This window comes from Ensifer sp. 38_S197, from assembly GCF_056924495.1.
This window is the reverse complement of the sequence record NZ_JBXOVZ010000002.1, coordinates 3,528,395-3,540,311: the sequence shown is the minus strand read 5'-3', so window position 1 is coordinate 3,540,311 and position 11,917 is coordinate 3,528,395. Positions and strand designations below refer to the sequence as shown.

The window sequence follows — 11,917 nt, the reverse complement described above, 5'->3', positions numbered from 1 at the left end:
GGGAGCGCGACCGCGACTTCCGCCTTTTCTTTTGTGGAGCCGGGATGAGCAAGCCAGGCGCGGATTTCCGCTGGCATCCCGCTCCGATCACCTGAAGCGATCACGTTCACGCGGCCCAAAAATATCGTGACCCAAGGGGACGGCCGCGTGACCAAACATGGGATGGAAGTTGATGAGCTATACGTTTGATGAGTTGAAGGAAGACGTCGCTGCCGGCCGCATTGATACGGTTCTCGCCTGCCAGGTCGACATGCAGGGCCGTCTGATGGGCAAGCGCTTCCACGCGCAGTTTTTCGTCGACGGTGCCTGGAAGGAAACGCATAGCTGCAACTATCTGCTTGCGACCGACATCGAGATGGAGACCGTGCCCGGCTACAAGGCGACGAGCTGGGAGAAGGGCTACGGCGACTATACGATGAAGCCGGACCTTTCGACGCTCCGTCGCATTCCCTGGCTTGAAGGCACCGCACTCGTGCTCTGCGACGTGCTCGACCACCACACCCATGAGGAAGTGGCACACTCGCCGCGGGCGATCCTGAAGAAGCAGGTGGCGCGGCTCGAGAAGATGGGGCTCAAGGCCTATATGGCGAGCGAACTTGAGTTCTTCCTGTTCGACCAGTCCTATGACGATGCCCGCCAGACCGGCTATCGCGACCTGCAGCTCGCCAGTGGCTACAACGAGGACTACCACATCTTCCAGACGACTAAGGAAGAGGATGTGATGCGGGCGATCCGCAACGGTCTGCAGGGCGCCGGCATCCCGGTCGAGAATTCCAAGGGCGAGGCGTCTGCCGGCCAGGAAGAAATCAACGTGCGCTATGCCGATGCGCTGACGATGGCCGACCGGCACGCGATCATCAAGAATGGCTGCAAGGAAATCGCCTGGTCGCGCGGCAAGGCGATCACCTTCCTCGCCAAGTGGAACTATTCGGCTGCCGGCTCCTCCTCGCATATCCACCAGTCGCTCTGGAGCGCCGACGGCAAGACGTCGAAGTTCTACGACGAGGGCGGCAAATACGGCATGTCCGAGATGATGCGCCACTATGTGGCCGGCCTGCTCAGCCATGCGAGCGAGATCACCTATTTCCTGGCACCCTACATCAACTCCTACAAGCGCTTCATGGCCGGCACCTTCGCGCCGACCAAGGCGGTCTGGAGCAAGGACAACCGCACCGCCGGCTATCGCCTGTGCGGCGAGGACACCAAGGCGATCCGCATCGAATGCCGCGTCGGCGGCTCGGATCTCAATCCCTATCTTGCCTTCGCGGCTTTGATCGCGGCCGGCATTTCCGGTATCGAGAACAAGATGGAACTGGAAGCGCCCTTCGTCGGCGACGCCTATGGCGGCAAGGACGTGCGCGAGATCCCGCGCACGCTCAGAGATGCGACCGTGGCGCTGTCGGAATCGAAGATGCTGCGCGCCGCCCTCGGCGACGACGTTGTCGAGCATTATGCGCGGGCCGCACGCTGGGAACAGGAAGAATATGACCGCCGCGTCACCGACTGGGAGGTCGCGCGCGGCTTCGAACGGGCCTGAAACCGGCCCCTATCTCTCACACGGTGGCCGCTCCCGGACGGGCGCGGCCACCGCATCATTCGCAATGAAAGCAGGAAAACGATCATGAGCATGATCAAGTGCATTTCGCCCGTGAACGGCGAAGTCTACGCAGAGCGCCCGGCGATGCCGCTGGAGATGGCAAAGCAGGTGGTTTCCCGCGCCCGCCAGGCGCAGAAGGCCTGGGCGCGCCGTCCGCTCGACGAGCGCGTCAACCTGGTGCTGTCAGGTGTCGCCCGCCTCAACGAGATGGTCGACGAGGTGGTGCCGGAGCTCGCCTGGCAGATGGGCCGGCCGGTGCGCTACGGCGGCGAGTTCAAGGGGTTCAACGAGCGCTCGAACTATGTCGCGACGATCGCTGCCGATGCGCTGAAGCCGCTGGTGATCGAGGAAAGCGACCGCTTCGAGCGGCGCATCGCCCGCGAGCCGCACGGCGTCGTCTTCGTCGTCGCGCCCTGGAACTATCCCTACATGACCGCGATCAACACGGTGGCGCCGGCGCTGATGGCCGGCAACACCGTCATCATCAAGCATGCGAGCCAGACGATCCTCGTCGGCGAGCGCATGGTGCGCGCCTTCGTCGAAGCCGGTGTTCCAGCCGACGTCTTCCAGAACATCTTTCTCGACCATGAAACGACGGCGGCGCTGATCGCCGCCAAGAGCTTCGATTTCGTCAACTTCACCGGCTCGGTCGAAGGCGGCCGGTCGATCGAGCGCGCGGCCGCCGGCACTTTTACCGGTCTTGGTCTGGAGCTCGGCGGCAAGGATCCGGGCTACGTCATGGAAGACGCGGACCTCGACGCTGCCGTCGACACGCTGATGGATGGCGCTACCTACAATTCCGGCCAGTGCTGCTGCGGCATCGAGCGCATCTACGTGCATGAAAAGCTTTATGACGCCTTCGTCGAAAAGTCGGTCGCCTGGGTTTCCAACTACAAGCTCGGCAACCCGCTGGATCCGGAAACAACGCTCGGGCCGATGGCCAACAAGCGCTTTGCCGCAACCGTGCGCGACCAGATCGCCGATGCCGTCTCCAAGGGCGCCAAGGCACTGATCGATCCGAAGCTCTTCCCGCAGGATGATGGCGGCGCCTATCTCGCGCCGCAGATCCTCGTCGACGTCGATCACTCCATGGCCTTCATGCGCGAAGAGACCTTCGGTCCGGCCGTCGGCATCATGAAGGTCAAGAGCGACAGCCAGGCGATCGAACTGATGAACGACAGCCAATATGGTCTGACCGCATCGCTCTGGACCAAGGACGCCGAGCGCGCCGCGCGCATCGGCGCCGATATCGAGACCGGAACGGTGTTCATGAACCGCGCCGACTATCTCGACCCAGCGCTTTGCTGGACCGGCGTCAAGGAGACCGGCCGTGGCGGCTCGCTCTCGGTCATCGGCTTCCAGAACCTCACCCGTCCGAAATCCTACCATCTGAAGAAAGTCACCGCATGACCATCACCGCCAACTGGAGCTATCCGACCGCCATCAAGTTCGGTGCCGGCCGGATCAAGGAGCTTGCCGACCACTGCAAGGCGGTCGGCATGAAGAAGCCGCTGCTGATCACCGACCGAGGCCTGGCGCCGATGGCGATCACTCAGAATGCGCTCGACATCCTCGACGCCGCCGGCCTCGGCCGCGCGATCTTCGCCGAAGTCGATCCGAACCCGAACGACGTCAACCTCGAAGCCGGCGTGAAGGCGTTCAAGGATGGCGGCCATGACGGGGTCGTCGCCTTCGGCGGCGGCTCGGGCCTCGACCTTGGCAAATGCGTGGCCTTCATGGCCGGGCAGAGCCGCCCGGTCTGGGACTTCGAGGACATTGGCGACTGGTGGACCCGCGCGAGCGTCGAAGGCATCGCGCCGATCGTCGCCGTGCCGACGACGGCCGGCACCGGCTCGGAGGTCGGCCGCGCCAGCGTCATCACCAATTCCGCCAGCCACGTGAAGAAGGTGATCTTCCATCCGAAGTTCCTGCCGACTGTCACGATCTGCGACCCGGAACTGACGGTCGGCATGCCGAAGGTGATCACCGCCGGCACCGGCATGGACGCCTTTGCCCATTGCCTGGAAGCCTATTCCTCGCCCTTCTACCATCCGATGTCGGCGGGCATCGCACTCGAAGGCATGCGGCTGGTGAAAGAGTATCTGCCGCGCGCCTACAAGGACGGTACCGACATCGAGGCCCGTGCCAACATGATGAGCGCCGCCGCCATGGGCGCGGTGGCCTTCCAGAAGGGCCTTGGCGCCATCCACTCGCTGTCGCATCCGGTCGGCGCGATCTACAACACCCACCACGGCATGACCAATGCGGTGGTGATGCCGCCGGTCTTACGCTTCAACCGCCCGGCGATCGAAGACAAGATCGCGCGTGCTGCCGCCTATCTCGGCATTTCCGGCGGCTTCGACGGTTTCTACGACTATGTGCTGAAGCTGCGCGAGGAACTCGGCGTTCCGGACAAGCTCTCGGCGCTCGGCGTCGGCACCGACCGTATCGATGAGATGTCGGAAATGGCGATCGTCGACCCGACGGCCGGCGGCAATCCGGTCGAGCTCACGCTCGACGCCGCAAAGAAGCTCTTCCGCGAGTGCATCTGAGGTAAATTTCCCGGCGCCTTTGCAGAGCGAAGGCGCCGTTCCCCCTACTGCATGTGTCCTTAATCTAAATCGGCCTCGGACGAAGACATGCAGCAAATCAAAGTGCTACAGCGACCTTTGCGCGTCTGATCAGATGCGCAAAGGTCGCTGTAGTTTAGTGTGGTCGAAAATACCACTTGCCATTGCAGGCGATTTGTCACCTAATTGTCACGGAACTGTCGCGATTTGGTTCCGTGGAATGTCTCCTTTACGCTTCGTTTACCGCGATCTGGAACGCTTCCATTAGAGCGTGCGTATGTATGGCCCTGGATGTGATGGGCCTGAGTTGAGTTAGGGTCGACCGATGGCAATTGTTTCCCTCGCGAATGCGAAGGGGGGAGCCGGCAAGACGACGGCAGCTTTGCTGCTCGCCTGCGAATACGCCCGGCGCGGCGACAGGGTTGCGGTTCTCGATTGCGATCCACTCGCCTGCATGACCGACTGGTTCCGGCACGGCCGGCATGACGGCAATCTCTCCATCATCTCGGGCGTGACGACGACGACGCTCAGCGATCATCTCAGGCGGCTGCGCGGCCGGGCCGAGCATGTGGTCATCGATCTCTCCGGTGCCGCCGACGTGCTCGTGGCGCTTGCGATCGGCCTCTCTGATCTGACGCTGATCCCGGTGCAGGGCTGCATCATGGACGCGCGCGGCGCCACCCATGTGCTCGAACTGATCCGCTATATCGAGAACAGTGCGCACGCCAACATCAACCACGCCGTGCTGCTCACGCGCGTCAACCCGATCGTGACGACCCGTGCCATGCGCAAGGTCAAGCTGTTGTTGGCCGAGAGCCGGATCCGGCTCGTCGATACCCCGCTGGTCGAGCGCACGGCGTTCCGCGAACTTTTCGAGCAGGGCGACACGCTCCATTCGCTCGACGCGAGCAGGGTCAGCAATCTGGCGAAGGCCCAGGCGAATGCGCGCGATTTTGCCGATAACGTGCTGGTGCTTCTCCATCCGGCAGGAGAGGCGGTGCGCCACGGCCCGTTCTCGTCGATGTGCTACCGCTCGGAGCGGACAGCCGACCCGGTCGTGCTGCCGGCGTGAGGGCCGGCCCCCCGGCTTTTCCCATCGAAATCTAAGGCGCCGACGTCTCCCGGCAGGGCGACTGTCAGGTTTCGCGTTCCCGCGTTACCAATTCGTTAACCATGATCTGAAAGGTTTCGTTAAGAAGCGAACCACCGGCCATGGCCGTCCGGTTCAGCGCGGAACACGCAGAGAATGAGGAATATCATGGCGGTCATCACTTTCGCCAATGCAAAGGGCGGCGCGGGCAAGACCACGGCAGCGCTGATCCTGTCGACGGAGCTGGCGAGGCAGGGACATCGCGTCGTGGTTCTCGATGCCGATCCGCAGCGCTGGATCACGAGCTGGGCGGAAGTTTCCGGCCACATCGCCAATCTCACCGTCATCTCGCATATCACGCCCGGCTCGCTCGAATGTCACATCCGCGAGATGAAGGACGAGGCGGACTACATCGTCATCGATCTCGCGGGCGCGAAGGACCAGATCGTCGCGCTGGCACTGGCCGTTTCCGACCACGTCCTGATCCCGGTGCAGGGCTGCGCCATGGATGCCAAGGGCGCTGCCCAGATCCTCGAACTCATCCGCCAGATCGAGGACCGCTCGAAGCAACGCATCAACCATTCGGTCGTGCTCACCCGCGTCAATTCGCTCGTCACCACGCGGGCATTGCAGACGATCAAGGCCATGCTTGCCGAGCGCGGCGTCTCGGTGCTCGACACGCCGATCGTCGAGCGTGCCGCCTACCGCGAAATCTTCGACTGCGGCGGTACGCTGCAGACGATGGATCCGGCCCGCGTCAGCAATCTCGACAAGGCGCGCGAAAACGCATTCGCCCTGGCCAGGGAAGTCCAGACGTTGCTGCCGGTAAAAGCGCGCCGTTCCTGGGCCGCACGCATGCCGTCCTGGGCGTCGCGCAACGCGGCCTGACCTTTCCTGGAATTGCTTCTTCTCAACCGGAATTGACGTTTGTCAGTTCCGGTTGAATCCCGTTTCGGACTTCGCGAAATGGCTGTCGCCTGTAAGGCTTCCTTTACCCTGGACTTCTAACAGTGGCCCTGGATACAGGTTTGCCCGCCACGATCACCTACAACCGGGCAATCGGCCGCCATGACTGCGGCCACGATCTCAACGCCTTGCGCGATAGATCCCGTCTCCATGATCCACGACAGTGCCGTGGCGTCTCATCAGGCGCACAAGGGTCGCTGTATCACTTTGAACTGCTTCATGTTTCTCCCCAAATCGAACCGGATTTGCGAAGCATGCGGCAGAGCATGCAGGGAAGTTCGCACATGAAAACGGAACACACCGCTGCCGGCACGCAGGACGTTGCCGGTCGTCTGAATTTCATGGCGCTCGATGATGCCGCCAGAACGAGCCTCAGGGCGCTGAAGCCGATCCTCGAGAAGGAGCTGAAGCCGGCGCTCGACACGTTCTACGGCAAGGTGAAGACGACGCCCGAGACGAAGCGGTTCTTTGCGTCCGACAGCCATATCGATCGCGCCAAGGGCGCGCAGGTGGGGCACTGGGCGAACATCGCCGACGCCAATTTCAACGAAGACTATAGCGCCAAGGTCCGTACCATCGGCCAGGTGCACGCCCGCATCGGGCTTGAGCCGCGCTGGTATATCGGCGGCTATGCGCTGATCGCCGAACACCTGATTACCGAGATCGTCAGGGCACACTGGCCGAAGCGCGGCCTGTTCTCGCGCCAGATCACCTCGGCCGAAGAGCTGGGCGCCATGCTGTCGAGCCTCGTCAAGGGCATCTTCCTCGACATGGACCTGTCGATCTCCGTCTATATGGACGCGTCCGACGTGACCAAGCAGCGCGCCGTCCAGGAGGAAGTGCTGGCGGCCGAGCGCGCGCTGATCAGCAGGACCTTCGGCGCCGCCTTGAAGAAGATCGCCGAAGGCGACCTCACCGCGCGCATCGGCGCCGATCTGCCGGTCGCCTATCAGGAGCTTGGCGAAAACTTCAACCACGCGATTGGCGAGCTCTCGCGCGCGATCGGCGGCATCGAGGCCGGCGCCAGCCAGATCCACACGAGCGCCAAGGAAATCGCGGCGGCCGCCGACGATCTTGCCAAGCGCACCGAGCGCCAGGCCGCCAATCTCGAGGAGACGGCAGCGGCCGTCGAGCAGGTGACGCGCACCGTCAAGCAGACCGCCGAAGGCGCCGACCAGGCGAATTCGACCGTGATCGCCGCGCGTGCCAACGCCGAGCAGAGCGGCGAGATCGTCAGCCATGCGATCGAGGTGATGCAGGAGATCCAGACGTCGTCGGCCAGCATTGCCCGGATCGTCGACGTGATCGACGAGATCGCCTTCCAGACCAACCTCCTGGCGCTGAACGCCGGCATCGAAGCGGCGCGCGCCGGCGAGGCGGGCAGGGGCTTTGCCGTGGTCGCTTCCGAAGTCCGCGCGCTTGCCCAGCGCTGCGCCGAAGCGGCCAAGGACATCCAGGGCCTGATCGCCAAGTCGCGCGGCCAGGTGGACGACGGCGTGAACTCCGTCAACCAGGTGGCCCAGTCGCTGCAGCAGATCGTGGCGCAGGTGGTGGAAGTCAGCTCCGTCTTCGGTGCGATCCGAGCCAGCACCGCCGAACAGGCAACCGGCCTGCAGGAGGTCAACACCGCCATCGCGCAAATGGACCAGATCACCCAGCAGAATGCCGCCATGGTCGAACAGGCCAATGCCGCAAGCCAGGCGCTGACGGGCGAGGCCGAACACATCGCCACGCGCCTGCGCGCCTTCCGCACGTCCGGCCAGGTGCAGGTCAGCGCCGCTTCGGGCTACCGCGCGGCGGCGTGAACGCGCGGTGTCTTGAGAAAGAACGCCTCGGGTCAGGGATGGCCCGGGGCGTTTTGCTTTGGGGCTGGCTGGGGGCAGGTTCCGCAACGGGGCAAGGGCCTCTTTGCGAAGTTTGCGGATCGTCAGGAGCTCCAGTACGGCGACCGCGCTCCTTTCAAGTTGGAGATCGTAGTCTATCTCCCGCCCAAAGCCCCCCGGACGAAATTAAGCAGAGAAACAACTTTCCGTCGAGACTGACCGCGGGTGCCTGCCTAAAGCTTGCGAAACATCACGAAGGCGTCGACGTAGCCGAGCGAAGGGTGAAGGAATGCTTCCGGAAGCCGACCGACGATCTCAAATCCGAGCGACTGCCATAGCCGCACCGCACGTTCGTTGCTGCTGACGACGAAGTTGAACTGCATGGCCCGGAAGCCCTTTGCGCGAGCATGGGCGAGAGAGTGCTCATGCATCTGGCGGGCCACGCCTCGGCCGCTTGCCTTCGCGTCTGTCATGTAGCCACAGTTGCAAACATGCTGCCCGCCGCCCGCCCGGTTTGCCTGGATGTAGTATGTGCCTAAAATCAGGCCATTCTCTTCCGCGACGAACGTTTCCCGGTCCGGAGCCATCCAGTAAGCCAACGCATCGTTTTCGCTAAGATCGCGGTCCAGGGTATAGGTCTCGCCCGCCCGGATTGTCGGACGAATTATTCCCCAGATGGCGCTTCGATCGTCGCTGCTTGCGGGACGGATTATCATTGCTCTACCTACTGTCAGCATCGGACGCGCGCAACGCGCTTATCGCATCCTTGGCCAAGCTGCAATTGCTTTCACCGGCTCCCGCATGCGGTGGCCTTCCTCGGTGCAAGCGCACCTCTCCGGGAAGCGGAGTGCACCGTCATGAAGCGTTTTCGCAGAGTCATTTCGCGACTGGCAAGTCGCGAGACTAAGCGGGAACGTAGGTCAACCGGATCACATCCTCGTCAATCCGATCATGAGCCATAAGGCGGAGCCGCGGCCGGGGGCCGGCGAAATAGGGGTTGCCGTGACCCAGTACGACCGGGTGCAGGTAGATCCGATACTCATCGATCAGGCCGAGCTCCGTGAGGCTTTGCGCCAGGACCGGGCCGGCAACTTCGATCTCTCCTTCGCGCTCGGCCTTCAACGCGCGGATCGCGCCTTCGAGATCACCCTCGACGAGCCGGGCATTGGGGCCGACAGATGTCAACGAGCGCGAGACGACCCATTTCGGCTGCTTGCGCCACGCCGCCGCAAAGGCCTGTTCGTCCGCATCCCATTCGGGATGCTCGTCGTCCCAGTAGCGCATGATCTCATAAATGCGGCGGCCATATAGGCTGCCGGCCTGACGCTCAGCCTCCTCGACGAAGTGGCGGAAGAGCTTGGGACCTGGCGCAAACGCCGTATGGTCGACATAGCCGTCTAGCGACTGGTTCATCCCGAACACGAGCTTAGCCATAGTCATTCCTCCTCTCAAATGGCACATTCGCGCGGATCTGATTGTGATATGCAATCGGTTCTAAGCTAAATCGACTGATCTTAAATCACAAGCGGTTTTGGCGTACGCATGAACGTCCCCGCTCGGGGCTTTCCGCTCAATCTGGCTCGCGAGGCGCCGGGATCTTGTGGGACCGGGCGAAAGACTTGCTGGGCGGCCAAGGTGGCCCGAGACGGTCGCCCCGCTCTCAAGGACGAGTATCCGCTTAGGGGCCTGGCTGTGCAACGCTGATGCTGTGGGTAATTGTGGAGCTGAGCGTAGCTCAAGCGTCATCATCACCTGTGGTCGCGTTGAGGACGAGCGAACCTTCGGCCTCCAGCCGGACGCGGCCTCTGCCAACGCGGATGAGGCGAATGGGCGCGCGCTTTTCTTCGAGCCGGCGGCGGAGCAGCAGGAGCCGGGTTTCTAGATTGTCCTTGATTTCCGGCATGCGAGCGCCGGCCGCGAGGCGCATTTCCCGGTTCGTGAATTCGCTTCGACCCTCGCTCAGGTGCCAGTCGAGCATCAGGCGCAACAGCGTTCCGGCAACGCCTTTCACGATATAGGTGCCGTCGACGAACACGCTGTCGTCAAAGCGGTGATGGGCCACGTGAACCTTTCGCCCGTTGACGGCAGGCTCGGGCGCGGGCGCCGTCTGTCTCGGTTCGGCTGCGGCTGCCTCCCGCTCGCTGGCTCTGAGGGCGCTGGCGGCCTGTTTCGCCAAGATTTCGAGAGCCGCCTCGTCTTCCTGGCGGAAGGCCAGCCGTTCCGTACTTTCAACGAAGAGCACGCCGGTCACGGTGCCGCGGGCGGTCATGGGGACGGCGATCTGGCTCATGGCCCTCGGCAATTGCGGGAAGCCGACGGTGCGCGTGGTGTTTTCAGCTCCTTCCGTTTCCAGGCCGATCGCCTCGCCGAAGCGACGCACGCGGCTCATGTCGCTGACCTTGATAGTCTGGCCGCTCGTTGCTGCAGCGCCGATCAATCCCTCGCTACCGGCGACTTCCGATCCAAGCCCCGAGCGCTCGTAGCCGATGCTGCCAGTCGTGATCAGGCAGCCGCGATGGTTGTCGTGGATGAGCACGAGCGCATTACCGTATCCGAGAACACGCTGGACTTCGTCGAGCAGGGTGTCGATGATCTCATCAGCTTCGGCTTGTTGCTCGATGGCGTTGATCGCCTCCGAGAGGGCGGGAAGGCTGACGGGCGCGCGGCCGGCCATAGCCGGCGCTGTCTCCACTGGCGAGGGGACTTTTTCAATTCCATGCACGCGGAAAATGTCAGCGCTCCTGAGCCGCATAACATCCGACATGCCGACTTGCGCGCTGCTTGCCTTGAGCTGGCGGGCGATCTTGTCGAACAGCGCGCCCGTATCGATGGATCGCACGAAACCGATGTCGAGCAGAAACTGGTCTCCGGTGAAGCCGTCGACGAGGATCAACGTGACCTTTGGATTGGCGCGCACATTCGCCGCCGTCTTGGCGAAGAACTGGTTGGAAAGCGCGACATGCTCCTCGTCGACCTGTACCACGTGGGAGAGATAGGAGATGTTCGGCATTCCATCGGCCGAAGCTGTGGCGATGATGGAGGGGATGACACCCTCGAAGCAGGCGGAAAGATCGGAAAGCCGCAGGTTCATTGGGACCTCGCGCCAGCCTTCGTGCCTGCCAGCATGCCGGCGAGCGGGCCAGGCGTCTGGACATAGATTTCGCTAACCGCCAGCCGGGCGACCCTCGTTTCGCGTGCTGTCAACCATGGCGCGATAAGGTGCCGGGGCACCCCGAGGGCTTCGAGCTCGTTCGTCGCCACCGTCATGAAGCGGTCGGCGCGATCGAGGTCGGCCGTTTCCGGTTCTCGCATCGTGGCCGAACCCTTCATCTGGAAGCTCACATAGTCCGAGGGGCTGACGAAGGTGACGGCGATCCGCCCGGTCTGCCGGATGCAGGGCTCCAGCCGTGGCCACTGCCAGTGGGAAAAAATGACGTCTATCGTCTCGCGGTCTTCCAGGAGATGGAAGCCCACGCCGCGTCCGGCGGAGGGACGGCCGGCCCCATCGGCCACGGCGATGATGCACATCAGCGGCCGATTGAAAAAGTCGAGGAGTTTGTCGTCGAGCCTCACTGCCGTCCCCTATTGATTGCCCCCGCCCTTCTTAGCAAACTTTTAGGATATTCGGCACGGCTTGCACATTCATTTAGGAACGCCGGTTTTCACGGCGCGCTATAGAAGCGCCGTACCGGCTGGACGGCCTGGATATTCACCAACTAGCGGTCTTGGGCGGCCCGGGTCGTCCGAGCGAAAGATAGTGACACTTCGCCCGGAATGCACCGGCGGCGACACGATTTCTGCGTCCGCAAGAGCGAAAGCACCGACGAGCGATACAGTCCGAACCTGGAGAGAAAGATGAGAAAGTTCACCT

At 62.9% G+C, this 11,917-nt stretch carries 10 protein-coding genes; 6 read left to right on the top strand and 4 right to left on the bottom strand.

Annotated features, from left to right (window positions below; translation table 11 throughout):
• Window positions 1–172: 172 nt before the first annotated feature.
• The 6 genes from AC1Z3V_RS30220 (at window position 173) to AC1Z3V_RS30195 (ending at window position 8,028) form a co-directional block, all read left to right on the top strand.
• A complete protein-coding gene (locus tag AC1Z3V_RS30220) occupies window positions 173–1,537 on the top strand; it encodes a glutamine synthetase family protein (RefSeq protein WP_429806514.1) in 1,365 nt (454 codons plus the stop codon).
• Between the two features lie 84 nt (window positions 1,538–1,621).
• The gene (locus tag AC1Z3V_RS30215) at window positions 1,622–3,007 is read left to right on the top strand and encodes an aldehyde dehydrogenase family protein (protein ID WP_483503622.1); all 1,386 of its coding nucleotides are present in this window, start codon (window positions 1,622–1,624) and stop codon (window positions 3,005–3,007) included.
• Window positions 3,004–4,149, top strand: coding sequence for an iron-containing alcohol dehydrogenase (locus tag AC1Z3V_RS30210; protein WP_483503620.1), 1,146 nt, complete (start codon window positions 3,004–3,006; stop codon window positions 4,147–4,149). The genes AC1Z3V_RS30215 and AC1Z3V_RS30210 overlap by 4 nt, the downstream gene beginning before the upstream one ends.
• A 343-nt stretch (window positions 4,150–4,492) precedes the next feature.
• Window positions 4,493–5,239 carry an AAA family ATPase gene (locus tag AC1Z3V_RS30205; protein ID WP_483503618.1) on the top strand — a complete coding sequence of 249 codons (747 nt, stop codon included), beginning with the start codon at window positions 4,493–4,495 and terminating at the stop codon, window positions 5,237–5,239.
• A gap of 186 nt (window positions 5,240–5,425) precedes the next feature.
• The gene (locus tag AC1Z3V_RS30200; protein WP_483503616.1) at window positions 5,426–6,145 is read left to right on the top strand and encodes an AAA family ATPase; all 720 of its coding nucleotides are present in this window, start codon (window positions 5,426–5,428) and stop codon (window positions 6,143–6,145) included.
• Window positions 6,146–6,507: 362 nt separating this feature from the next.
• The gene (locus AC1Z3V_RS30195) at window positions 6,508–8,028 is read left to right on the top strand and encodes a methyl-accepting chemotaxis protein (RefSeq protein ID WP_483503614.1); all 1,521 of its coding nucleotides are present in this window, start codon (window positions 6,508–6,510) and stop codon (window positions 8,026–8,028) included.
• A 251-nt stretch (window positions 8,029–8,279) separates the two neighbouring features.
• Here AC1Z3V_RS30195 and AC1Z3V_RS30190 read toward each other — a convergent pair whose 3' ends face one another.
• The 4 genes from AC1Z3V_RS30190 to AC1Z3V_RS30175 form a co-directional block, all read right to left on the bottom strand.
• Window positions 8,280–8,762, bottom strand: a complete 483-nt coding sequence (locus tag AC1Z3V_RS30190) for a GNAT family N-acetyltransferase (protein ID WP_429806524.1) — start codon at window positions 8,760–8,762, stop codon at window positions 8,280–8,282.
• Between the two features lie 187 nt (window positions 8,763–8,949).
• Window positions 8,950–9,480: a dihydrofolate reductase family protein gene (locus AC1Z3V_RS30185; RefSeq protein WP_483503612.1), complete on the bottom strand. Its 531-nt coding sequence runs from the start codon at window positions 9,478–9,480 to the stop codon at window positions 8,950–8,952.
• Between the two features lie 301 nt (window positions 9,481–9,781).
• Window positions 9,782–11,137 (bottom strand): GAF domain-containing protein, encoded by a 1,356-nt coding sequence (locus tag AC1Z3V_RS30180; protein ID WP_483503610.1) that lies wholly within the window; start codon window positions 11,135–11,137, stop codon window positions 9,782–9,784.
• Entirely contained in the window at window positions 11,134–11,619 is a 486-nt protein-coding gene (locus tag AC1Z3V_RS30175) for a pyridoxamine 5'-phosphate oxidase family protein (protein WP_483503608.1), read from the bottom strand. Before AC1Z3V_RS30175 ends, AC1Z3V_RS30180 begins: the two co-directional genes overlap by 4 nt.
• Window positions 11,620–11,917 lie beyond the last annotated feature (298 nt).

Excerpts from the sequence above, each read along its gene's own strand:
- AC1Z3V_RS30220 (WP_429806514.1), top strand. The coding sequence starts at position 173 with ATGAGCTATACGTTTGATGAGTTGAAGGAAGACGTCGCTGCCGGCCGC.
- AC1Z3V_RS30215 (WP_483503622.1), top strand. The coding sequence starts at position 1,622 with ATGAGCATGATCAAGTGCATTTCGCCCGTGAACGGCGAAGTCTACGCA.
- AC1Z3V_RS30210 (WP_483503620.1), top strand. The coding sequence starts at position 3,004 with ATGACCATCACCGCCAACTGGAGCTATCCGACCGCCATCAAGTTCGGT.
- AC1Z3V_RS30205 (WP_483503618.1), top strand. The coding sequence starts at position 4,493 with ATGGCAATTGTTTCCCTCGCGAATGCGAAGGGGGGAGCCGGCAAGACG.
- AC1Z3V_RS30200 (WP_483503616.1), top strand. The coding sequence starts at position 5,426 with ATGGCGGTCATCACTTTCGCCAATGCAAAGGGCGGCGCGGGCAAGACC.
- AC1Z3V_RS30195 (WP_483503614.1), top strand. The coding sequence starts at position 6,508 with ATGAAAACGGAACACACCGCTGCCGGCACGCAGGACGTTGCCGGTCGT.
- AC1Z3V_RS30190 (WP_429806524.1), bottom strand. The coding sequence starts at position 8,762 with ATGATAATCCGTCCCGCAAGCAGCGACGATCGAAGCGCCATCTGGGGA.
- AC1Z3V_RS30185 (WP_483503612.1), bottom strand. The coding sequence starts at position 9,480 with ATGGCTAAGCTCGTGTTCGGGATGAACCAGTCGCTAGACGGCTATGTC.
- AC1Z3V_RS30180 (WP_483503610.1), bottom strand. The coding sequence starts at position 11,137 with ATGAACCTGCGGCTTTCCGATCTTTCCGCCTGCTTCGAGGGTGTCATC.